At 63.2% G+C, this 23,124-nt stretch carries 19 protein-coding genes and 1 tRNA gene; 11 read left to right on the top strand and 9 right to left on the bottom strand.

Annotation, left to right across the window (positions count from 1 at the left end):
• The first annotated feature begins 2 nt into the window (after nucleotides 1–2).
• Both ABWI03_RS06820 and ABWI03_RS06815 read left to right on the top strand, forming a co-directional pair.
• Entirely contained in the window at nucleotides 3–860 is an 858-nt protein-coding gene (locus tag ABWI03_RS06820; RefSeq protein ID WP_298775163.1) for a PE-PPE domain-containing protein, read from the top strand.
• Nucleotides 861–923: 63 nt separating this feature from the next.
• The gene (locus tag ABWI03_RS06815) at nucleotides 924–2,021 is read left to right on the top strand and encodes a glycerophosphodiester phosphodiesterase family protein (protein ID WP_298775161.1); all 1,098 of its coding nucleotides are present in this window, start codon (nucleotides 924–926) and stop codon (nucleotides 2,019–2,021) included.
• A gap of 300 nt (nucleotides 2,022–2,321) precedes the next feature.
• On the opposite strand, the gene ABWI03_RS06810 is transcribed toward ABWI03_RS06815, so the two are convergent.
• Nucleotides 2,322–2,394, bottom strand: a tRNA-His gene (locus ABWI03_RS06810).
• 188 nt (nucleotides 2,395–2,582) lie between these two features.
• On the opposite strand from ABWI03_RS06810, the gene ABWI03_RS06805 reads away from it, so the two are divergent.
• The gene (locus tag ABWI03_RS06805; protein WP_298775159.1) at nucleotides 2,583–3,647 is read left to right on the top strand and encodes a pseudouridine synthase; all 1,065 of its coding nucleotides are present in this window, start codon (nucleotides 2,583–2,585) and stop codon (nucleotides 3,645–3,647) included.
• A gap of 442 nt (nucleotides 3,648–4,089) precedes the next feature.
• Here ABWI03_RS06805 and ABWI03_RS06800 read toward each other — a convergent pair whose 3' ends face one another.
• The 3 genes from ABWI03_RS06800 to ABWI03_RS06790 form a co-directional block, all read right to left on the bottom strand.
• On the bottom strand, nucleotides 4,090–5,724 hold the full coding sequence (locus tag ABWI03_RS06800; RefSeq protein ID WP_054827600.1) for a DUF5677 domain-containing protein: 1,635 nt from the start codon (nucleotides 5,722–5,724) through the stop codon (nucleotides 4,090–4,092).
• Nucleotides 5,725–6,006: 282 nt separating this feature from the next.
• Nucleotides 6,007–7,086: a redox-regulated ATPase YchF gene (gene ychF / locus ABWI03_RS06795; RefSeq protein ID WP_054188760.1), complete on the bottom strand. Its 1,080-nt coding sequence runs from the start codon at nucleotides 7,084–7,086 to the stop codon at nucleotides 6,007–6,009.
• Between the two features lie 70 nt (nucleotides 7,087–7,156).
• Entirely contained in the window at nucleotides 7,157–7,660 is a 504-nt protein-coding gene (locus ABWI03_RS06790) for a CD225/dispanin family protein (RefSeq protein ID WP_298775151.1), read from the bottom strand.
• An 89-nt stretch (nucleotides 7,661–7,749) separates the two neighbouring features.
• Here ABWI03_RS06790 and ABWI03_RS06785 point away from each other — a divergent pair, with 89 nt between their 5' ends.
• The 3 genes from ABWI03_RS06785 to ABWI03_RS06775 all read left to right on the top strand — a co-directional run bounded on the left by ABWI03_RS06785 (nucleotide 7,750) and on the right by ABWI03_RS06775 (nucleotide 11,930).
• Nucleotides 7,750–9,327, top strand: a complete 1,578-nt coding sequence (locus ABWI03_RS06785) for an FMN-binding glutamate synthase family protein (RefSeq protein ID WP_298775381.1) — start codon at nucleotides 7,750–7,752, stop codon at nucleotides 9,325–9,327.
• A 111-nt stretch (nucleotides 9,328–9,438) separates the two neighbouring features.
• A complete protein-coding gene (locus tag ABWI03_RS06780; RefSeq protein ID WP_007726338.1) occupies nucleotides 9,439–11,721 on the top strand; it encodes a carbon starvation CstA family protein in 2,283 nt (760 codons plus the stop codon).
• A gap of 8 nt (nucleotides 11,722–11,729) precedes the next feature.
• The gene (locus ABWI03_RS06775; protein WP_019744572.1) at nucleotides 11,730–11,930 is read left to right on the top strand and encodes a YbdD/YjiX family protein; all 201 of its coding nucleotides are present in this window, start codon (nucleotides 11,730–11,732) and stop codon (nucleotides 11,928–11,930) included.
• A 23-nt stretch (nucleotides 11,931–11,953) separates the two neighbouring features.
• On the opposite strand, the gene ABWI03_RS06770 is transcribed toward ABWI03_RS06775, so the two are convergent.
• Nucleotides 11,954–12,358: a hypothetical protein gene (locus ABWI03_RS06770; protein ID WP_003945253.1), complete on the bottom strand. Its 405-nt coding sequence runs from the start codon at nucleotides 12,356–12,358 to the stop codon at nucleotides 11,954–11,956.
• A gap of 152 nt (nucleotides 12,359–12,510) precedes the next feature.
• Here ABWI03_RS06770 and ABWI03_RS06765 point away from each other — a divergent pair, with 152 nt between their 5' ends.
• Entirely contained in the window at nucleotides 12,511–13,710 is a 1,200-nt protein-coding gene (locus tag ABWI03_RS06765) for an AI-2E family transporter (protein ID WP_124567069.1), read from the top strand.
• Here ABWI03_RS06765 and ABWI03_RS06760 read toward each other — a convergent pair whose 3' ends face one another.
• Together ABWI03_RS06760 and ABWI03_RS06755 are read right to left on the bottom strand one after the other, a co-directional pair.
• Nucleotides 13,711–16,689 (bottom strand): AAA family ATPase, encoded by a 2,979-nt coding sequence (locus tag ABWI03_RS06760; protein ID WP_298775148.1) that lies wholly within the window; start codon nucleotides 16,687–16,689, stop codon nucleotides 13,711–13,713.
• Complete coding sequence (locus ABWI03_RS06755; RefSeq protein WP_298775145.1) at nucleotides 16,686–17,861, bottom strand: exonuclease SbcCD subunit D; 1,176 nt, start codon at nucleotides 17,859–17,861, stop codon at nucleotides 16,686–16,688. The genes ABWI03_RS06760 and ABWI03_RS06755 overlap by 4 nt, the downstream gene beginning before the upstream one ends.
• Before the next feature lie 217 nt (nucleotides 17,862–18,078).
• Between ABWI03_RS06755 and ABWI03_RS06750 the strand changes: the two genes are divergently transcribed.
• On the top strand, nucleotides 18,079–19,035 hold the full coding sequence (locus tag ABWI03_RS06750) for a DUF6542 domain-containing protein (RefSeq protein ID WP_124567071.1): 957 nt from the start codon (nucleotides 18,079–18,081) through the stop codon (nucleotides 19,033–19,035).
• Nucleotides 19,036–19,105: 70 nt separating this feature from the next.
• On the opposite strand, the gene ABWI03_RS06745 is transcribed toward ABWI03_RS06750, so the two are convergent.
• A complete protein-coding gene (locus ABWI03_RS06745) occupies nucleotides 19,106–20,119 on the bottom strand; it encodes a 4-hydroxy-3-methylbut-2-enyl diphosphate reductase (RefSeq protein WP_003945273.1) in 1,014 nt (337 codons plus the stop codon).
• 175 nt (nucleotides 20,120–20,294) lie between these two features.
• Between ABWI03_RS06745 and ABWI03_RS06740 the strand changes: the two genes are divergently transcribed.
• Genes ABWI03_RS06740 through ABWI03_RS06730 form a run of 3 tightly spaced genes read left to right on the top strand, consistent with a single transcriptional unit; the run spans nucleotide 20,295 to nucleotide 22,371 of the window.
• The gene (locus ABWI03_RS06740) at nucleotides 20,295–20,894 is read left to right on the top strand and encodes a lipid droplet-associated protein (protein WP_124567072.1); all 600 of its coding nucleotides are present in this window, start codon (nucleotides 20,295–20,297) and stop codon (nucleotides 20,892–20,894) included.
• The gene (gene xseA, locus ABWI03_RS06735; protein WP_003945258.1) at nucleotides 20,891–22,156 is read left to right on the top strand and encodes an exodeoxyribonuclease VII large subunit; all 1,266 of its coding nucleotides are present in this window, start codon (nucleotides 20,891–20,893) and stop codon (nucleotides 22,154–22,156) included. The genes ABWI03_RS06740 and xseA overlap by 4 nt, the downstream gene beginning before the upstream one ends.
• Nucleotides 22,153–22,371, top strand: coding sequence for an exodeoxyribonuclease VII small subunit (locus tag ABWI03_RS06730; RefSeq protein WP_003945276.1), 219 nt, complete (start codon nucleotides 22,153–22,155; stop codon nucleotides 22,369–22,371). Before xseA ends, ABWI03_RS06730 begins: the two co-directional genes overlap by 4 nt.
• 21 nt (nucleotides 22,372–22,392) lie before the next feature.
• Here the strand turns inward: ABWI03_RS06730 and ABWI03_RS06725 are convergent, their stop codons facing one another.
• Entirely contained in the window at nucleotides 22,393–22,962 is a 570-nt protein-coding gene (locus ABWI03_RS06725; RefSeq protein ID WP_003945206.1) for a DUF4245 domain-containing protein, read from the bottom strand.
• Nucleotides 22,963–23,124 lie beyond the last annotated feature (162 nt).

The raw sequence follows: 23,124 nt of genomic DNA, 5'->3' as shown, positions 1-23,124 counted from the left end.
GCATGGCTGAGGTAACCGTTCTTGCAGTTGGCGGCACCGGCGAATCCCACGTCGGCGACGACGGCGCCCGTGTGCGCGGACTCCTCAGTGCCGTCACCGACGAACTCGACAGTCGATTCGATTCTCGCTGGGTCGCCTATCCCGCGTCGTACGGCCCGGTCGCCGACGGCGGCCTGAGCTTTCGGCACAGCACCGCGATGGGTGTGAAGGCCCTCACTGCCGAAATCGCACAGACAGACGGCCCAGTCATGCTGATCGGATACTCCCAGGGATGCAGCGTGATCCGCGCAGCACTTCCGACATTGACTTCTCCGACGCTGAACGGCGCCAACATCATCGGAGTCGGTTTGATCTCGGATCCTCAACAACCGGCCGGTGTCATCGAAGGTTGTGAGGGACACGGCGTTGCCGGCGACGGACCCGAAGTCCAGCCGTGGATTCCGGTCAAGTGGATCGGGCACCCACAGGACATGATCTGTAATGCCAGCGACGACAGCTACATTCGCGACATCGCAGACTTGACGCGCTGGATGTCCTTCTCCCAGGCACGCGTGTGGGCACGTAAGGTGTGGGAACTACTTCGCAGCAATGCTTTCCAGAACGCGCAGAAGACTCGGTTCAGCCCCAAGCAGTGGCGTACCGATCTACGACGCATTCGCACCGCGTTCCTCGAAGTACTCGGCTATCTGCCGACGCGGTTGAACCTGAACCGCTTTCAGCTGGAGAACCCTCGCGGCGGTAGACACGTCAGCTACGCGATCGAACCTCTCGACGAGAGCGGACTGACCGGGTGCGAGCTTCTGGCGTCGTGGATGAAGGTCCAAGCGAACGGCATCGAGCAGCGCATTCACGCGGCCTGACCTTTACCGTTAGTTTACCTAACGAACCCCAGTGGGCCATTCGGCGCCTCTACGTTTCCTTTCATGCAACTGAGCAGAATATTGTCGTGCGCCGCCGTGACCGTCGCACTCCCCCTCACCGCCTTGGCGACCCCGGCCGCCGCATCGCCCACCGGAAGTCTCGACTGGTCCGGTTCGTTCGGTAGTTCAGCGCCCCAGCCGGTTTCGACGTTCGACGTCCAAGCCCACCGCGGCGGACTCGGCCTGTACACGGAGAGTAGCCTGGCCGCATTCTCCAACGCTCTCGAAATGGGCGTCAGCACATTGGAACTCGATACCCAGATCACCGAAGACGGGATCGCTGTCGTCACGCACGATCGTAAGATCTCGAACAAGAAATGCCTCGACACCGAGCCGGCAACTGCCGGTGACCCGGAGTTCCCCTACGTCGGCAAATTCGTCAACACGCTGAACCTGCAGCAGATCAAGACCATGGACTGTGGCACGCTCCCCCTTGCCGGATACCCTGAGCAGCAAAATGTTCCGGGAGCGAAAATGCAGACGCTCGAAGACGTCCTCGCTCTGGTGAAGTCGTACAACGCACCCGGAATCAAGCTCAACATCGAGACCAAGGTGGAAGCGGGAGCGCCCCACGAGACCGCGCCGCGTGAGCAGTTCGTCTCCGTAGTTCTCGACACGATCCGGGCAGCCGGATTGTTGGACAGCGTCACCATTCAGAGCTTCGACTGGGGCTCACTCATGCTCACCCGTCAACTCGCGCCGAGTGTGCCGGTCGTCGCGCTCACCAACGGCGACTTTCTCCAGGTAGGCAAGGACGGAGCGTCACCGTGGCTCGGTGGTCTGGACATCGATGATTTCGGTGGCGACGGCATCGCGGCGGTGGCAACCTTCGGCGCCTCCGCCTACTCCCCTGTCCAAGGAACTCCCCAGGGTGGAAAGGTCGGCGACCCCGGCTTCGCCTTGTACCCGACAGCCGACATGATCGCGAGCGCACATGCGCGTGGCATGAAGGTCATCCCGTGGACCGTCGATGATCCCGCCACCATGCACGCCCTCATAGACCTGGGTGTCGACGGAATCATCACCGATTACCCTGACCGTCTCCGCGCCGTCCTGTCCGAGCGCGGTATGCCGCTACCAGCGCCTGCGCTCAAGAAGTAACCTCCACCGCGCACCGAAGCAGGTACCTGAACAGGTACTTCGGCCGATGTCCGCGGGGTGTCGCCGGACGCATCCTGGACAGGTACTTGCTCGGGTGATCGGAGGTGAATTCTGATGATGTCTTTGAAGGATCAGTTGGACAACTGCGAATACCTACTTGCCGACGCGGAAATGGCGGGTGACTGGAATGCTGTTCGGCGATTCAGGGAATACCGGCTGAGGCTCGTTCGACAACTGTGCAGGCAAAGGGCTGCCGGTCTCTGCGCCTAGAGTCCTCACGTCAGCCGTATCTGAACTGAGTCCCTCTGGGCGGTTACGATCCGCCGTCGCCCGAGTCACAGTCGGGTGCTCTCACCAATTGAGCTACAGAAGGTATGGACCGCAGTGCTTTTCGACTGCGACCTTTCTCTGCCGAACCATACGGGCCCGCATCTCGCCTGCGCTACTGATTTTCCGACTCGACGATCTCTGGTGATCACCGGTCCGAGTTGGTCCCCACGTCCCCGCGGGGACGTCTCCGGCAAGGCCGCACCGAATCACCGCTGACCAGCAGTCGATGGGATGATTACCTGTGTGTCCATGTCCCCACCGCTGCCCGTCAAGAACGGGGTTGGCCCGACGCGCCTACGCATCCCGCTCTCTGGGCCGTGGACGACGATCGCCGAGTACGTCGTAGCCAAGTTCGACCATCTGGACGCCGAAAACCTGTATCGGCGGTTCGACGACGGCGAGTTCGTGGGTATCGACCGCCACCCGATCTGCCGGAGCACCGAGCTCAGCGCGCACCGGTTCGTCTGGTACTACCGCGAGTTACCGGCGGAGGACCCGGTGCCGTTCCGCGAGGAGATCCTGCACCTCGACGACGATCTCGTCGTCATCGACAAGCCCCATTTTCTCCCGACCACCCCCAGCGGGCGCTACCTCCGCGAGTCGGCGCTCGTCCGACTGCGGGTCCGTCTCGACAACCCAGATCTGACCCCGATCCATAGACTCGACCGCGGCACCGCAGGGGTGGTGATGTTCTCGGCCCGCCCCGCGACGCGCGGCGCGTACCAGTCACTGTTCGAGAAGCGGCAGGTCACGAAGGTCTACGAGGCGGTGTCGGCGCGACCGTCCCGGTGGGACCAGGATGCGCCAGCGCTCGACGTCCCTCTCGTTTACCGCAACCACATCGAAGCTCGACGCGGCGAGTTGCGGGTCGTCGTCGACGACAGCCGTGAACCCAACTCCGAGACCATGATCGAGGCGCGAGGGATGGGCGTGAGCGCCTCCGGACGTGCTGTGCTGCACACGGTTCTACGTCCGCAGTCCGGACGGATGCACCAGTTACGGGTGCATCTGGCAGCTCTCGGCACCGGGATCCTGGGCGACCGGCGATACCCCGACCTGCTTCCCGACGCCCCAGACGATCATTCCCTCCCACTCCAATTGCTCGCGAGGGAACTCGAATTCACCGACCCGTTGACTGGGAGAGCGCGGCGGTTTGTGACACGTCGGACGCTCAGCGAGATGCCCGCGTTTGACTGCTGTGCCCACCGGCAATTAGAGAGTCAAACTGCTGATTCCGTATCTCAGCTTGCTTGCGAACTGGTTCCAGGGCGCGAACCTGCTTCGGGCCGCATGTGACAAGCGAGATGCTTGGAGACCAGCGGCCGCGCAGTGCGGCGTATTCCCCCGCCACCGTTGGAACCGGTGCCCAACGACCTGTTGGAGTCCACACAAACGGACGAGGCGGTGCCTAAAATGCGAAAGTACGGGTTACCGCTGTACCGCTCTCGCCCCCGCCATGCGGGCCAGCCGGCAGGCGCCTGCCACGAGTGACCCGTACCGGTGCCGCCCATCTCGACATACGCCTGCTCATGGCCTCAATCCGAACGAAATCCATCGACGTTGCGGCGCTGCGGTGACTGTCTGCGCGATGGCTGATTCTCTGGAAGCTCGCCGAGTCGAGTCAGCCATGCCATGTCGCCTCTCAGCCGGGAAACTGCTCACTTCTCAGCCCGTCGGCGAGCCATTCATTGGCCTGCCGCTAGACCGGAACTCGGCTACACATCGCCACGTAGCAACCTCATGACACCAACCCCTCATTGTCAGGTGCCTCCGACAAATCGTCGTCGGCGTTCATCCAGGCAAAGGCGGCAGTTACTGCGTCCTCGTCAGTCCCGAGGATGCCCAGTCCCTCGCGCGCGAGGGAGTAGAACTGTTCCACCCAAGACCCAGCTAGCTCGACGTTCCCTCCGGGGTTCAGCGACAGACTGGGTATTAGGTGCATTCCGTGGAGAACATTCAAGCACGGCTCCATCGCATGCGTTTCGACTGACCACCATTCGGAGTGCGCTACCCCGCTTGAGAGGGAGTACGCCTGCCGGTAGAAGTCCAGCAGACCGGCTTCCTCCGCCATCGCCCGGATCGACTTGCCGCCAGCGAAGGTGTCTCGTGTGTCAACTGTCCGGTGATCAACAACGTCGTGATTGTGGCTGAGGCGCTGAAGTTCGTCGATGCTTTCGCGAAAGCCAGCGGTTCGCGCATCGTCGGGCAACTCATCTGAGATGCGGGCGTAGAGCTTTGCCTTACCTGCCCCGTATTCCTGGAACTGTCTGTAGATGGCTGGATCCTGCAGCGCCATCCAGTGGAGATTTATTTTCGTCTCAACCAACATGCGAGCTATATGCGCGCCATGCTCTAGACACCACAGATCGGGGGCGCCCAGCACCGCGATGAGATCACGCCCGGCTCGGGCCACAAGCCCGGAAATCACCTCCTGCCGTTCGTTCGAGTAGAGATGGGCCGGGGCGGTCTCCAGCGCCTCGACGAAGCTGCTCATCACGTCCATCGTGAACCTGCGCAGATTCTCACCATCCACGGACATGGATGTCGGCTCGGCTTGATCGGAGTGCGCGGCTGATGCAATGTTCCCGGCCGGTTCGCCGTCATCCGGTTCAGTGCGGCCGTCATGGGAATTTTCGACAGCCCGCTTCCGGACGCAACGAGATGTCATAGAGTTCACTCCCCAGAAAACACGTGCCCACTTAATCGCTTCATCGAAGTAACCCGGATCGTTGAACTTCACCATCGCTTTGTGTGCGCCCCAGGAAGCACGAACCATGGAATCTGCTGCCGCGCGATTGTCCAGATTACCCGGGTAGTCTTTCAGGAGTTCGATCATCTGGGCATCAGAACTGAAGGTTCCCGCCTGGACCGCACTCCAGGTGCGCAGGCATTTAATGAGCGCTTCGCGGTGGCCGCCGCGTAGGACCGAGAGCAACGCATCGCGAATAAGGTCCAGATCAGGTTGCGCTGGGGGTTTGACCTCGATGTCGCCGACAAGCCACGGTGCAGGGCGGAACGGATATGAGACCAGCGCGCGAACAACTCCCGCCGAAAGCAGGCCTTGACGGTCGGCCTCCGATACAACTATTCCGACTGAGTTGGGGAACTTCTCGGCAAGGCCAGCCAAGTGTGTAAGGCGTCCATCCAACGATTCCGCGACAAAGGCAACTTCCCCATGGTGCGCGAGCGATTCCTGGACTGCCTTCTGCCACTTCACGAATCGTCGAATGCTGTCGTTCCCGTGCTCAGCCAGGACGAGTGCGGGCCAGAGAAGGTCCGGGAAATCGTCCTTGATCCAATTCTCGATGCCCAGCACACCCGTCGCAGCGAGCGGGGACTTGTAGACGCGACCCTTTCTTACATGGCCGACCATAGGTCCAGCGTGTTGGTTTGGCTTCGGGAAGCTCATGTAAAGAAGCTACCCTCTGGGTCTGACGCGGCAGTCTTGACGACGTCACGTCCCCGGATCTCGGGGCATGACCGCGACTCGCCACGAGTATGGGCAGCACTCTGCACGTGGGTACGGAACCCCGGTAGTTTCTAGCGCTGTCACCAGATGATTCGACCCGACTCAGCCAACGAGACGAGGTTGACGGGCACTCTGGTAGATATGGCCCGTCTTCCTGTGCGGATGTAAGGGTTAGACCGAAAGCGGCTACACGTTGAAGCGGAACTCCACCACATCACCGTCGGCCATGACGTATTCCTTGCCCTCCATGCGGACCTTGCCTGCAGCCTTGGCTGCGGCCATGGAACCGGCCTCGACGAGGTCGTCGAAGGACACGATTTCAGCCTTGATGAAGCCGCGCTCGAAGTCGGTGTGAATGACGCCGGCAGCCTGGGGAGCGGTGTCACCCTTGTGGATGGTCCAGGCGCGAGCTTCCTTCGGACCAGCAGTCAGGTAGGTCTGCAACCCAAGAGTGTGGAAGCCGGTGCGCGCGAGAGCGTGCAGGCCCGGCTCGGTCTGACCGATCGAGTCGAGCATTTCCTGGCGGTCTTCCTCGTCCAGCTCGAGGAGTTCCTGCTCGACCTTTGCATCGAGGAACACGGCGTCGGCAGGAGCGACGGAAGCGCGCAGTTCCGCGATCTTCGCCTCGTCGGTGAGCACCGACTCGTCAGCATTGAAGACGTAGAGGAAGGGCTTGGTGGTGAGCAGGCTCAGTTCGCGCAGCAGCGAGAAGTCGAGCTTGTCCTTGACGCTGAAGAGCGTCGTGCCCTCGTTGAGGAAGGCCTGGGCCTTGAGTGCCTCGTCGTGGGCAGGCTTGAGCTCCTTGTTCTTGCGAGCTTCCTTGTCCAGACGCGGGAGAGCCTTCTCGAGGGTCTGCATGTCGGCGATCACGAGCTCGGTCTCGATGACCTCGATGTCGGAGGCCGGGTCGACCTTGCCGTCAACGTGGATGACGTCGTCGTCGGCGAAGACGCGCACTACCTGGCAGATGGCGTCCGCTTCACGGATGTTGGCCAGGAACTTGTTGCCAAGGCCTGCGCCCTCGGACGCGCCCTTCACGATTCCCGCGATGTCGACGAACGACACGGTCGCGGGGAGGATGCGCTCGGAGCCGAAGATCTCGGCGAGCTTCTGCAGCCGCGGATCGGGCAGCTCGACCAGGCCGACGTTGGGTTCGATGGTCGCGAACGGGTAGTTCGCTGCCAACACGTCGTTGTTGGTCAGTGCATTGAAAAGGGTGGACTTGCCGACGTTGGGCAGTCCGACGATTCCGAGGGTAAGGCTCACGGTCTGTGGATTCTACGGCCTCGCGGCGACGTGACGGGTACTCGCCCCACCGTCACGTCGCGGCAGGTGATCAGTTGTAGGTATACGAATCGACGGACGACACGATCGCAACCAGGAAGATGACGTAGAACGCGATGAACAGCACCCAGCAGATGACGGCTATGAGGAGCGAGATCTGCCCGAGCTTCTTCACCCGCTCGGACGCGTACTGTGCGCCCTGGTGATCGCCCATCGCCCACTTCGGGTAGATGTCGTGGAGATGGTTGAACGCGGCGAACGCGATAGGCCAGAAGAACAGGATCGACGCGACGGCCCATCCCGCGTTGGACTTCGGCGGACCGTACTGGGGCGCCGCGTACGTGGGAGCGGCGCTGTACTGCTGGGGCGCGCTGTACTGCTGACCGGTCGGATACTGCTGCCCGGCTGAATACTGCGGGTCGGTCGGATACTGCTGGCCCGTCGCATACTCCTGGCCTGCTGAATATTGCTGCCCGGCTGAATACTGCTGGCCCGCCGGATACTGCTGCTCCTTCGGATCCTGCGGGTCGGTCGGATACTGCGGTTCGGTCATCATTCCCCCAAAGAGTCGGATTCGGTTCTCTATCGCAGAACCTAGTGGAGACTTACCGCTGCCGTGTCGCAGTGAGCGCCTACGCTCTCGAGGTGACTCGGATGCTGATCGTGCTCTTGATATGGATAGTGGGTCTCGGCACCGCCGCGCTCGCGATTGTGGTCTCTCCCGGATGGTGGGTGATCGCGGTCGTCACTCTCGCGCTGGCGGCGATGGGCACCTACGACCTCACTCAGAGGTCCCACAGCATCCTCCGTAACTATCCGGTCCTGGGGCACGCCCGATTCCTCCTCGAGAAGATTCGACCGGAGATCCAGCAGTACTTCGTCGAATCATCCACCGATGGAATGCCATTCGATCGCGAAACGCGAGATCTGGTCTACGAGCGCGCCAAGGGAACGCTGGCTGAGGAGCCGTTCGGGACCGAGCGCGACGTCAATGCGATCGGCTACGAGTTCATGACGCATTCGATTCGCGCACGCACAGCCTCCGACACCGTTCCACGAGTTCGCCTCGGCGGACGCGATTGCACGAAACCGTACGACATCGCTCTCTTGAACGTCTCCGCGATGAGCTTCGGGTCGTTGTCCGCCAACGCAATCGAGGCCCTCAACGCCGGCGCAGCCAAAGGCGGCTTCGCCCACGACACCGGCGAAGGTGCGATCAGTCCGTATCACCGCAAACACGGTGGCGATCTGATCTGGGAAATCGCTTCGGGATACTTCGGATGCCGAACCGAGGACGGCCGATTCGATCCTGACCGTTTTGCCGAGCGTGCCGGCCTCGATCAGGTGAAGGCCATTTCGATCAAGCTCTCGCAAGGTGCGAAACCCGGGTTGGGTGGCGTGCTTCCCGGAGTCAAGGTCTCCCCCGAGATCGCCGAAACCCGAGGGGTACCCGTCGGCCAGACCGTGATCTCGCCGCCTGCGCACACCGCGTTCAGCACCCCGGTCGAATTGGTCGATTTCATCGCGACCCTGCGAAAACTGTCGGGAGGCAAGCCGGTCGGGGTGAAACTGTGTGTCGGCTCGCGTCGTGAATTCCTCGGAATCTGCAAAGCGATGATCGAGCGAGGCATCACGCCCGACTTCGTCATCGTCGACGGTTCCGAAGGCGGCACCGGCGCAGGTCCGGTGGAGTTCGAGGACCACATGGGCATGCCGTTGACCGAGGGCCTGATGCTCGTGCACAACGCCTTGGTGGGAACTGGCCTGCGCCCTCTCGTGAAAGTCGGCGCCTCCGGAAAGGTGGCGAGCGGTTCCGACATCGTCAAACGCATCATCCAGGGCGCAGACTTCACGATGGCGGCCCGCGCAATGATGTTCGCAGTGGGCTGCATTCAGGCCCAGATGTGCCACACCAACCGCTGCCCGGTCGGCGTTGCCACTCAGGATCCGGCACGCACCCGCGCACTCGACATCCCCGACAAGAGCGAGCGCGTCTACCGCTTCCAGAAGGCAACCGTCGCCAGCGCACAACAGATGATCGCGTCGATGGGCATCGATTCGTTCGACCAACTGCAACCGGGAATGCTCAACCGCCGCGTCGACGGTCTCACCACCCGCACCTATGCCGACCTGTTCGACTGGCTGATGCCGGGTGAACTGCTCGACTCCCCGCCGCAGAGCTGGCTCACCGATTGGATCGACGCCGACGCTCACCGATTCTGACGTCGGTCGACTCCCGCGTTTCAGATCGCGCGGATTCACCCTTCTGGTCCTACAGTGACAGATGGCCCGCTGTGACGGCGGCCACACTGCACTAGTGGACGGAGTTCGACGATGAGCTTGACGACTGCGCCGGAACCAAATGTCGAGTACCTGAAAACCGATCCTGACCTGCCACCTGTCGGCGTCATCGACAAGACGCCCATTTCCACGACTGCGCGCGTCGTCTTCCTTGTTCTCGGACTGGTCGGCGCGGGCGCTTGGTACATGATTGCGATCGTCCGCGGTGAACACATCAGCGCCGTGTGGTTCGTGTTGGCCGCAATCTGTACCTACCTGATCGCCTACCGCTTTTATGCGCGGTTGATCGAACGCAAGATCGTCAAACCTCGCGACGACGTCGCAACTCCCGCCGAGATCATGGAAAACGGCGCCGACTACATGCCGACCGACCGTCGGGTGCTGTTCGGTCACCACTTCGCGGCAATCGCCGGCGCGGGCCCACTGGTCGGGCCCGTCCTGGCCGCGCAGATGGGATATCTTCCGGGAACGATCTGGATCATCGTCGGCGTGGTGTTCGCCGGGGCCGTGCAGGACTTCATGGTCCTGTGGATCTCGTCGAAGCGCCGCGGGCGCAGCCTCGGACAGATGGCCCGCGAAGAACTCGGCCTCGTCGGCGGCGTCGCCGCATTGATCGGCGTGTTCGTCATCATGATCATCCTCATCGCGGTCCTCGGACTTGTCGTCGTCAACGCCCTCGCCGAGTCCCCGTGGGGTGTGTTCTCGATCGCGATGACCATCCCCATCGCACTGTTCATGGGCGTGTACCTGCGGTATCTGCGGCCGGGCAAGGTTTCCGAGGTTTCCTTGATCGGCGTCGTCCTGCTTCTCCTTGCCATCGTCTCCGGCGGCTGGGTTGCCGACACCGGCTGGGGCGCAGACTGGTTCACCCTCTCGAAGGTCACCATCGCGTGGCTGATGATCGCGTACGGATTCGCCGCATCGGTGCTGCCGGTCTGGCTGCTCCTGGCGCCGCGTGACTACCTGTCGACGTTCATGAAGGTCGGCACCATCGCACTGCTGGCCATCGGAATTCTGGTCGCACGGCCCGCCCTGAACATGCCGGCAGTGACGCCGTTCGCCTCCAACGGCGAAGGCCCGGCCTTTGCCGGTTCACTGTTCCCGTTCCTGTTCATCACCATTGCCTGTGGCGCACTCTCGGGATTCCACGCGCTGATCGCGTCCGGTACGACGCCGAAGCTGCTCGAGAAGGAAAGCCAGACCAAGATGATCGGGTACGGCGGCATGCTGACCGAATCGTTTGTCGCGATCATGGCTCTGGTCACCGCCTGCATCCTCGATCAGCACCTGTACTTCGCACTCAACGCTCCCGCGGCGCTCACCGGTGGAACACCGGAAACCGCAGCCGAATACGTCAACAATCTGCCCCTCGGCACTGCCCCCATCACACCGGACGTGCTGACTCAGGCAGCCGAGGCCGTCGGCGAAGAATCGATCATCTCGAGAACCGGCGGCGCCCCGACTCTCGCGTTCGGCATGTCCGAAGTGCTCAGCGACGTCTTCGGCGGCGACTCGCTGAAATCGTTCTGGTACCACTTCGCGATCATGTTCGAGGCTCTGTTCATCCTCACCACGATCGATGCCGGCACTCGCGTCGCTCGATTCATGCTCTCGGACTCGCTCGGCAACTTCGGCGGTCCGGCAAAGAAGTTCAAGGACCCGTCGTGGCGCATCGGTGCGTGGCTGTGCTCGCTGATCGTGGTCGCTGCGTGGGGCGCGATCCTGCTCATGGGTGTCACCGACCCACTCGGCGGAATCAACACGCTCTTCCCGCTCTTCGGCATCGCCAACCAACTTCTGGCCGCGATCGCACTGACGGTGGTCATGACGATCGTCATGAAGAAGGGCCTGTTCAAATGGGCCTGGATCCCCGGCGTGCCATTGGTGTGGGACCTGGTCGTGACTATGACCGCGTCGTACCAGAAGATCTTCTCCGACAACCCCGCGATCGGTTACTGGGCTCAGCACAACGTGTTCAAGGATGCGAAGGCAGCAGGTGAGACGGCGCACGGTTCTGCGAAGACTCCGGAGGCCATCGATGCCGTCATTCGCAACACCTTCATTCAGGGCACGTTGTCGATCATCTTCGCGTCACTGGTGATTGTCGTGGTCATCGCCGGGATCATCGTATGCGCCAAGGCAATCCGAGCCGGCGGGCTGCCGACCACCGAGTCCCCGGAAGAACCGTCGAAGATCTTCGGACCCGCCAGCTTCATTCCGACGCCCGCGGAGAAGGAAATCCAGAAGGAATGGGACGAGCTCATCAAAGCCGGGAAGGTCCGTGCGCCCGGCGCCGCGCACGGAGGTGGGCACTGACCATGACCATGACCATGACGGCAAAACTCACCACAGCGTTCCGCGGAACGCTGTGGTGGGTTCGCTCGGTGATGGGTGATCTCGACTATCAGCGTTACGTCGAGCACACCCGACGCCACCACGCCGACTCACCGGTGATCAGCGAACGAGAGTTCTGGCGCCGCCGGCACGCAGCAGCCGACGCCAACCCAGGCGCCCGCTGCTGCTGAATCCCGCGCTTGATGAATCTCCGTCAGGGGCAGGTGGCCTTCGCGAGTTCGTAAATGTGGCCCGCCTGCTCGTCGGTGGGCTTGTTGCCGTTGTTCTCGGCCAGGTCGGTGATCTTGGTCTTGACCTCCGCCTCGTCCGTGCCGTTGGCGACCTCGGTGCACGTGGTCGTCAAGATCTCCTCGATGTCTGCGTCGTCGCGATTCTCCGCCAACGGCGCGTAAGCCCCACGGAACGTGGCGACGAACAGCGCTGTCTTGCCCTGATCGATGGCGTTGCCCGCGGACTGTTTGGCTGTCTCGAGCGCCTGTTGCCCGCTCGTGACTGCTTCGCTGATCTTGTTCTGCGCGTTGTCCTGATCCTCGGTGCTACACGCGGTGAGCCCGAGAACGACGATTGCTGCTGCCCCGACTGCTGCTGCGATTCTCATGACGGAAATGTTAGTCCGATCGGCATGCTTCAAAACACAGTATTGCAGCGCAACACACGAGTTATCGCACGCAGTCGTTACGATCAGCTCAGCTAGATCACCGGAATCGCACATCGGCGAGGAGATCCCTGCGCCGACGGAAAGGACGATCAGTGAGCGAGCAAGACAAGGGGACGTCCGCAGGGGTGCGCAAGCGCGACCGCGGCGAGATCATCGGGCAAGGGGGTATGTGGCTCGCAAAGTGGTCGTTGGTGTTGGCGTCGATTTCGCTGGGCGCCTGGATTTTCGGCTGGCTGATCGAAAAGCTCTGGGTCATCATCCTGCCGGTGGCTCTGGCTATCGTTGTCGCGACAGTCATGTGGCCGCCGACCCGCGGAATGATCAAGCGCGGTATGCCACCGGCCGCGGCAGCCGGCATCACCTTGGTGCTCTCGATCGGAATCTTGGCCGGCGTGATCGCAGGCATCGTTCCGTCAGTGGTCAGCCAGGCCCCCGAGCTCGCGAACAAGACCACCGAGGGCATCAACCAGGTTCAGGACTGGCTCCAGGGTCCGCCGCTGAACCTGAAGGACGACCAGATCGACAACGCCGTCCACGCCGTCATCACCAAGGTGCAGGAAAGTGGAACCGCCATCGCTTCAGGCGTTTTCAGCGGCGTGAGTACCGCGAGCTCCTTGTTGGTCACGCTCGGTTTGGTTCTGATTCTCGCCTTCTTCTTCATCAAGGACGGACCGAGGTTCATCCCCTGGCTCCACGCTGTCGGCGGCGGACGCGCCGGTCGGCATCTCGAAGAGGTCCTCACCCGCATGTGGGACACGCTCGGCGGATTCATCAGGACTCAAGCGCTGGTGAGCCTCATCGACGCGGTCTTCATCGGCGCCGGATTGCTGATCCTCGGGGTCCCACTGGCACCGGTGCTGGCAATTCTGACGTTCATCGGTGGCTTCATCCCGATCGTCGGCGCGTTTGTCGCCGGCGCCCTGGCCGTGTTGGTTGCGCTGGTGGCCAACGGTCTCACCACCGCCATCATCGTGCTGATCATCATCCTGGCGGTACAGCAGATCGAAGGAAACGTCCTTCAGCCAGTGCTGCAGAGCAAGTCGATGAAACTCCACGCCGTCATCGTGCTGCTTGCCGTGGCCGCCGGTAGCTCGCTGTACGGCATCGTCGGCGCCTTCCTCGCAGTGCCCGTCGCCGCGGTGGCAGCAGTTGTCATCCGGTACATCGGAGAGCAGATCGACGAGCGCGCAAGCGACAACGAGCCGATGCCCGCCGGCGACGCGTCGGACATCCTCGAAGATCAAGACGACGACGCCGACGCCGAATCAGAGGTAGAGAACAAAAAGGCCTGATCAGCCTGCAATCACGTTCACCGAGGAGCCTGCACGTCCGCGAATGACGTGCAGGCGACTCGGGATTCGCTGCCTCATCTCGTCCACGTGACTGACGATGCCCACCACTCGTCCTCCGTCGCGAAGCTCGTCCAACACAGCCATCACCGAGTCGAGGGTGTCGGCGTCGAGAGTGCCGAATCCTTCGTCGATGAACATCGTGTCGAGAACGATTCCGCCGGACTCCGCCGCAACCACATCGGCGAGGCCGAGCGCCAAAGACAATGACGCCAAGAACGATTCACCACCGGAGAGCGTCTTCGCCGAGCGAACGACTCCCGTGAAGTCGTCGCGGATGTCGAGTCCCAGACCGCCGCGGCGACCCCGAGAACCTGCCTCGTCACTGTGCACGAACTCGTACCGACCCCCGGACATCCGCTGCAGCCGAACCGACGCCGATACGGCGATCTCTTCCAACCGCGAAGCGAGCACATACGCTCGCAGCGACATCTTGCGACTGTTCTGACCTTTGCCTGCGATCACGTCGGCGAGGGCCGCGAGTTCGTCGTGCAGTTCCCGCTCGGGCGCAACCGCCTCGTATGCCTTCTCGAGTTGTCCGCTGAACCGTTCGAGATCCGACACACGGTTCTCGGCCAGGGATGCGGCTGCAACAGCCGAGTTCACCACCTCGGCGCACTGAACGGCGAGGCTGCGAGGACCCTCGACGTCGACTGTCTCGATTTCGCCCACCGCAACGACCTCGGGGTCGTCGAGGATGGTGCGAGCGGCCACCTCGAGGTCACGCGCTTTGGCGAGTTCGGTTTCGATCGCCGCGATTCGGGCAGGCGATCTCACCCCTTCGATCGCAGCCTCGACCGAATCGAATCCGGCAGCGGCCGCCGCAGCGGCCAGTTTGGTCGACAGTTCCGCCGATCGCGCCTGCGCACGAACGGCCTCGTCACGCATCTCAGATGCCGCCGTGGCCGCGGAGGCAAGCCTGTCGAACCGCGAGCGCCGAGCAGCGATGGTCGAATCTTCTCCCACCGCAGCGACAATCGCCGCTCGAATCTGCTCGACCGTGGCCGACAGTGTCGTCATTCGCTCGGTCAGTGCTGCCAATTCGGCAGTCAGAGAAGCCGATTCCTGTTGCAGCTCGCCGTCACGCTCGTTGAGTTGCGCGAGCTTGTCGGCCAACACTCCAACCTGACCGGCAGAGTGTGTCGCCTCGTCGACGGCGCTCTGAGCCGCGGCGCGGAGCCTGTCGAGTTCTTCGACGTCTCCATCCCCGCCGCGGGCGATCACGCGGTCGATGTCACGGTCGACGGCTACCTGGCGGTCGACTACCTTGCTCAGGGCTTTCTCCGCTGCACGCTCGGCTGCGGACGCGGCTTCCAGATCGGGCTCGGTGACCGTGACGACGTCCGACTGCGCCAGGGCAGGGTGTTCACGCGAACCACACACCTGGCAAGGGTCACCGGGCGCGAGTGAACTCGCCAACTCCGCCGCCATGCCTTCGATACGCTTCTGCACGAGATCGAGCCAGCGCCCGCGAGCACTCTGATGGACGTCGCGCGCATCCAACACCTGCACACGAATCTTCTCGGCTTGCGCACGCAGAGAGACGATTTCATGGGCCGCCGTCGCAGCATCCGACGCTCTGACGAGTGCCGCCTCGAGGCCGGGCAGAGTGGCATGCGCGCGTTGCGCGTCGTCCAATCTTCGGCCGGCCGCGCGTACCAGTTCTGGCAGTTCGGTGCGTTCAACCGCGATGGCATCAATGCGCTCGGACAGGGCGTCTCGACGAACTCCGAGTTTTTCGACCTCGGCTTCCGCCGCATCGGCTCTGCGAGCGTCCTCCGCCATCGCGTCGAGACGAACGATCTCGTCACGCCAGGTCCGGATCCGAGTTACGACGCGTTGACGCTCATCGTCGGTGGGTGGCCACACTCCCGGCTCGAAAATCTCCGGCCCGCCCGTTGCCGAGTAGGTCGACATCGCGGTGTTCATCGATTCGAGCGATGCGACAAGACCCACGCGGGCAGTCTCTACATCGTCGGCGACAGCAGCTACCTGCACAGCCCGCCTGGCGGTCTCGAGTTCGGCGCCGATCGCAAATCGGTGCGCGGTGCCCGTGTTGAATGCTGCGAGTTCAGCAGTCGCACGATTACGGCGAACGAGCAGCTCTGCGGTTCGCTGCGCCGTTGCGAGCACCCGATTAGCCTCGGCTGCTGCATCTTTGGCGGTCACCATCTCGGCGAGACTTGCATCGCGGGTGTCCTGAGCCTCGGCGAGGAGTTTGCGCGACCATTCCAGTGGGTGCGCCTCGGCGCCCACCTCGAGCCCAGCGGCAGTCTCGACCTTCGCGAGCAGCAGACGCACGGATTGCTCCCTGGCGGCGAGCGCGGTAGCACTTGCCTTTCGTTTGGCGTCGAACCATGCCTCGACGGAGACAAAACGCTTGGTGTCGAACAAACGCTCGAGCAGTTTGCCTCGCTCGTCGCTTTCGGCGCGCAGAAATTTGGCGAACTCACCCTGCGGCAAGAGCACCACCTGGAAGAACTGATCAGCGCTCATGCCCATGAGACGGTTGATCTCGTCACCGATGTCAGGGATGCGCGAAAGGTTCTCGCCGCGGCCGTCCAACCACGTCAGCGTGGCCTTGGCATTCTCGGTAATCGAACCGGTCCCGCGCTTCTTCGGGCGCGAATACTCCGGACTGCGAACGAGTTTGATTCGGCGACCGCTGATGGTCGCCTCCAGTTCCACGCGCGGCACCGAACCGGCCGGCGCGTGATCCGACAGCAATCGCTTGCCCTCGTTGCGCGCGCCCGGCACCCGCCCGTACAGGGCGAACGCAACCGCGTCGAGAATCGTGGTCTTTCCTGCCCCGGTGTCGCCGTGAAGAAGGAACAACCCGTCTGCACCCAAACGGTCGAAGTCGACTTCGACCGTGTCGGCAAAGGGCCCGAAACAGCTGACTTCGAGTTTGTGCAGTCTCACGCGGTTTCACCCAGTTCTACCGTGGACTCCTCGGCGCGCGCGGCAGCGCTGAGCGCTTCGGTCATCAACGAGACCTCATGCTCGGACGGGTCACTACGCACTGCCGAGACAAAGCCGCGGGCGATCTCCATGTCGGTTCGACCACGAACCGCGTCGCGGTACTTGAGATCCGATTGTCCTTCCGGCCTTTGCCATTCGAGATGAACGGCAAACGGGAAACGGGCTTGAAGTTGCCTCATGGCATCGACCGGACGGACCGGGTCGGTGAGCAATGCGGAGACATAGCACTGCTCGGAATCGGCATATTTCGACTCGGTGAGTAGTTCGTCGAGTGTCCCCACTACCTGGCTCAGCCCCCGAATGACCGGGAGATCCAGGCGCTGCACCGACGACAGGCCAGCGGCGTCGAGTTCGATCAGCAGCGCCGCCTTACGGTGGCTGCGCTCACCGAACGAATACGGCAACGGTGAGCCTGAGTATCGAACACTCTCCGAGAGCATCTGCGGAGAATGCAGGTGCCCGAGGGCGACATAATCGACGCCGTCGAACTCGCCCACCGCGACGGTCTCCACTCCGCCGACCGAGATCGAGCGTTCCGATTCAGAGGCCTCACCGCCCACCACGAAGGCATGGGCGAGCAATACCGATCGAGTCGACGGGTCGGCAGCCGTTCGCTCGGCGAGATCTCGCCGAACACGCGACATGGCCGCTCCGAGGATGTCGGAATGAGTACGAGCCCGGGGCACGTCCAACTCGACGCGCGTGATCTCCGGCTCGAGATACGGAATCCCGTAAAACGCGACCGGCCCGAACTGATCGCTCAGCATCACCGGAGTACCGATCTGGCCGACGCGGGTGATCAGGTGCAATCCGCCGGCAGCGGCGAAGGATGCCCCGGCCCCGAGCCGCACCGCTGAATCGTGGTTGCCGGACGTGGCGACGATGACCGCTCCGGCAGCCCGGATCGCCTCGAAGCCTCGATTGCACACCGTGACCGCGTCGGAACGGGGAATGGAGCGGTCGTAGATGTCGCCGGGCACGACCACGACGTCGACACCGTGTTGGCGGACGGAATCCGCGATGGACCCGAGCACACTCGCCTGATCGGCCAACAGATCGACGCCGTGAAAGGTGCGACCTATATGCCAATCAGAGGTGTGCAGAATCTTCATGAATCCGACGGTAGAGCAGCCCACCGACACCACCGATCTCCCACGCTGACGGCTCCGGCGGTGTGCCCCAACCCACGAGCGTCCGGTGACCCTGCACACAATCCGTCCGGTTCGTTTGGCGAAGAACCCGAAACCATCGCGCCATCGCGTCGATAAATGCGCCAGCCACGACCCGCACAAACACGGCCGACAACGCAAGAACCGCTAATGTCGTTATGTGTCTGCAACCCAACGTGCTCGCTCCGGGGTACCGCTGGACAAGCGATCGCTCATCGTGACCGTCCCCGGCCTGCCCTGGTGGGGAGTGATCCTGCTTGCTGCCGGTGTCACCGCCGTCGGCGTACTGATCGATGCCACCGGAGGCGGCGGAGAGCTCACCGCGGTGTTCTCGACCTTCTACTTCCTGGGCTGTCTCTTCGCTGTGGTTGCCGCTTCGAACAAGGCTCTCTTCACCGCGATGGCCCAACCGCCGTTGCTGCTCTTCGCTGCGGTGCCGATCGGGCACACGCTCATCGGCAAGGACAACAGCACCGCACTGCGCGACATCGCGATCAACATCGCGTACCCGTTGGTCAACCGCTTTCCGATCATGCTGGCAGCAACCGTCGTCGTGCTGATCATCGGCGGTTTCCGGTACTTCCTGCTCAATCAGCGTCCCACCGGGCCTGCGCGCTCGACCCGCTCCCGCCGCTCGGCGGCCGCCACTCGTGACTCCTCTGCGGCTGCAACGCGAGAACAATCCGCACCCGAGACCGGGCGTCGCCGCAGAGTCTCGGACGCACCCGTCCCCGGGCCGCCGCGCCGCCGCGCCCCCGAAGTGGACGAACAGCCTGCGTACCGAAGCGCTCCCCGGCGCGAACCGATCGAAGACGAACGCCCGCTGCCGCCCCGGAGAAGCCCAGTGCCACCCAGGGTCGATCGCACACACCAACCGCCTACGCGTCGCCCTCAGCCGGACAGTCGGCCAGTGGCAGACGACGACTACCCGTCGTACGGTCGCCGCCGGGCGCCCGAGCCCACTCCGTCGCCCAGGCGTGAGGAGCGGATGGAGCCATTCTTCGCTTCGGGTGACGACGTATCGCCGCCGCTGCCCCCGCGCCGCCGCCCACCCGGAGTCGATCTTCCGGCGTATCCGCCGCCGCGAGTTCGGTATCGCGATCGCGAAGAGCCCTGACAGACGAGCCCGGTACCAAAAAATGCGGGGCACCTTCCAGATGGAAGGTGCCCCGCATTTTTGTGCTGTTCTAGGACGTGCGCGCTGCCCGCAATTCGCGGGGAAGAGCGAACACCAGAGTCTCGTTGGCTGTGGTGACGGGCTGAACGTCGTTGTATCCGTGCTCGGCCAGAAGCTCGATCACGCCGCGCACGAGCACCTCGGGTACTGATGCACCTGACGTGATGCCAACTGTCTGGACACCCTCGAGCCACGCGAGATCGACCTCACGGGCGTAGTCGACCAGGTACGACGCGGCAGCGCCCGCTCCGAGCGCGACCTCGACCAGGCGAACCGAGTTGGACGAGTTCCGTGAACCCACCACGATCACGAGGTCGCACTCGGGGGCCATCGCCTTGACCGCGACCTGACGGTTCTGCGTGGCGTAGCAGATGTCGTCGGACGGCGGGTCCTGAAGATTGGGGAAGCGCTCGCGCAGGCGCGCGACGGTCTGCATCGTCTCGTCGACGCTCAGTGTGGTCTGGGAAAGCCAGATGACCTTAGACTCGTCGCGCACCGTGACCGCGTCGACCGAATCCGGGCCGTCGACGATGGTGACGTGATCGGGAGCCTCACCTGCGGTGCCCTCGACCTCCTCGTGGCCTTCGTGGCCGATGAGCAGAATGTCGTAATCGTCGCGAGCGAATCGCTTTGCTTCCTGGTGCACCTTCGTGACCAGGGGGCACGTCGCGTCGATCGTGCGCAGGTTCCGCTCGGCAGCCGAATCGTGGACGGCCGGAGACACACCGTGCGCCGAGAACACGAGGAGTGATCCTTCGGGAACTTCGTCGGTTTCGTCGACGAAGATCACGCCTTGATCTTCGAGCGTCTCGACGACGTGGCGATTGTGGACGATCTCCTTACGCACGTAGATGGGTGCGCCGTGCTTCTCGAGCGCCTTCTCGACGGTCTCGACCGCACGGTCGACGCCGGCGCAGTAGCCGCGAGGCTCGGCGAGGAGCACACGCTTGGCGCTGCCCTTGCGGGTGGACGGCGAATCAGCCGAGTGCGCGATACCGAGATTGAGAGGAACAGCCGAAGACATGTGACCAGCCTACTGGCACGTCGAACGTGAGACACTCCGGCAAACGTGAACACCTCGGTTCAGTGCCTTGATCGACGTTTCTCAGCACCCCGATCGACGGTTGCGAAGTGAACGAGTCCGGCCGTCACAGGCAAGTCGGCTACCGATTGTCGGTGCTTTGCGGCAAGCTGTGGGAATGATCCGACCACCGTTCGTGGCGCGCGTTGCCGCGGGACTCGCCGTCACCGCGATGGAAGAGGCAAGGAAGTTGCCCACCACCGCTGTCGCCCTGCCGATGACCGCCGTGAGCCAGATGCTGCAGACAAGCATGCGCGTGCAGCAGTCGATCACCTCGCTGGCGATCAAGGGCGATCAGGCATTTGCACTGATCAACTGGTCTTCCGAGGACGAACAGCCCGAGTGGGCGGTCTTCGACGACGACGTCGACGCTCCCGCGGACTCGGCACCTTCCACCGGATCGACCACCGCTGACACCCCGACCAACGCCGGACGCTTCGCGCTCTACTCACTCGAGCCGACTGCCCCCATCGAGGAGCCCGCACCCGTCGCCGAGTCCGAATCCGCGGCAGCTACGACGGACAAGCCTGCCGAAGAGCCCGAGATCGTCACGGAACTCGACTACCCCAACCTCACACTCGCACAGCTCCGTGCGCGCATCCGGACGCTCAGCATCGACGAGCTGACCGCCGTCCTGGACTACGAGAATGCGACGCTCGCCCGCGCACCGTTCCAGACCATGCTCACCAACCGCATCACCACAGCCAAGGCAAAGTGACTTCCGCAACGCCCCCCGCTTCATCGCAGCGATCGTCCGGCGCCAGCAGCGCTGAACAGCCGTGGCCGGTCCGCACGGTTTCCGCGAAGGTCGCCGGCTGGATCGATCGACTCGGCAGCATCTGGGTCGAAGGTCAGATCACCCAGATCAATGCACGCCCCGGCACCCGAACGGCCTTTCTCGTTCTGCGTGATCCATCGGCAGACATGTCGCTGTCGATCACATGCTCACCTCAGTTGTTGCACAACTCTCCGGTGCCGTTGACCGAGGGCTCGCGTGTCGTGATGTTCGGCAAGCTCTCGTTCTACACCGGACGTGGAACGGTGTCGTTGCGTGTCACCGAGATTCGTGCCGTGGGTATCGGTGAACTCCTGGCCCGCATCGAGAGACTGCGCGCCTTGCTCGCCGCCGAGGGCTTGTTCGATCCGAGACTCAAACGGCCGCTTCCGTTTCTGCCCGGCACGATCGGCCTGATCACGGGCCGAGCCAGCGCGGCCGAGAAGGATGTCGTCTCGGTCGCCCATCGTCGTTGGCCTGCAGTGGCGATCGCGGTGCGTAACACCGCGGTTCAGGGCCCGACTGCTGTTCCCCAGATCATCGAAGCGCTGAAGGAACTCGACGCCAACCCGGTGGTCGACGTCATCATCCTCGCTCGCGGCGGCGGTAGCGTCGAGGATCTTCTGCCCTTCTCCGACGAAGCACTGTGCCGCGCCATCGTGGCCTGCACGACGCCGATCGTCAGTGCCATCGGCCACGAGCCGGACAGCCCGCTCAGTGACCACGTCGCCGACCTGCGCGCAGCCACACCCACCGACGCGGCCAAGCGCGTCGTACCCGACGCGGTTGCGGAAGCTGCTCTGGTTGCGGATCTTCGTGACCGCAGCGCTGCGGCACTGCGCAGCTGGGTCAAGCGTGAGTCTCATCTGATCGAACAGTTGCGCACTCGACCGGTCATGGCATCACCGCTGCTCGCGGTGGATCGCCGCGCCGAAGAGGTCGAACGGCTCCAAGCCGCCGGACGACGCGATGTGACTCGGTTGATCGACTCCGAGTCCCGAACGATCGAGCATCTGCGCGCCCGGCTCACCACGCTGGGCCCCGCCGCGACGCTGGCCCGCGGATACGCAGTCGTGCAACGTGTTGTCGCCGACGGCGATCCGGAGGTTCTGCGCTCGGTCGAGGACGCGCCACCCGGTACCCAGATTCGAGTTCGACTTGCAGACGGCGCCGTTCGCGCCGCAGTGATGGGAAGAGAAAAATGAGCAACGCCACCGACACCGACATCAACGAGCTCGGCTACGAAGCCGCCCGCGACGAACTGGTGAGCGTCGTGAAGATTCTCGAACAGGGCGGTCTGGACCTCGACGCGTCACTCTCATTGTGGGAGCGAGGCGAAGCGTTGGCCAAGCGCTGTGAGGAGCATTTGGCGGGCGCCAGGGCTCGCGTCGAAAAGGCTCTGGCCGAAGCGGACGAATAACGTCCGCTCCGACCGCAGAACCTATGGCGTGATCGGCTGCGCTGCGCCGACCTTCTCGGCAAGAATCCGGAACTCTTCCGGCGTCGCCGCGCCCGTGAGCAACAGGCGAACGTCCCCGACGTCGGTGACCCAGATCGACTCGACGCCTTCGCCGCCGAAGACGTTCCACGTATCGGCACCGACGGTCTCGACTCCGGTCGCGAATCGCTGTCCACCGGCAACGTGTGACACCAACGGGAATTCCTCGGCGTTGCTCTGTGTCAGCTGGATGTAGCGACCACTGGTCGTGATGAATCCCACAGTGCTCGAATCTCCGCCGCCGTCGCCGGAGATGATTTTGCGACTGCCGGAGTTCGGCGTCCACCCGTCCGGAACACCGGGATTACGGATGGGAAATCCGAGTTCCTTCGCGTCGTAGTTCAGAGCTGCGTCCACGTCGACGCTCGGGATAGGCCCCTGCGTCGGGCCGCCAGGACTGAACGTGCACTGGCTGGCGATGCCCGCAATGATGATGCAGAACAGCACCAACGGTACGAGAGACCAGACCATGTCTTTGTTGTCTTCGAGAATGCGGGGTTTCTTCGATGCCACACCCCCAGTATCCAGGTACTCCGCAGTAGATACGATTCCCGGTCCCCCTCGAGCGAGACAAAACGTCTCTGCGGCGACCCGACAGCGCACGTAGCCGCTCCCATCTGGGACAATGACGCCTGAAGAAACCACTGCGTCGACACACCCCGTCGACCGCGACCG

The sequence above is a fragment of the Rhodococcus baikonurensis genome, from assembly GCF_040489275.1.
GTDB lineage: Bacteria > Actinomycetota > Actinomycetes > Mycobacteriales > Mycobacteriaceae > Rhodococcus_F > Rhodococcus_F baikonurensis.
This window is presented reverse-complemented; position numbering and strand designations above follow the sequence as displayed.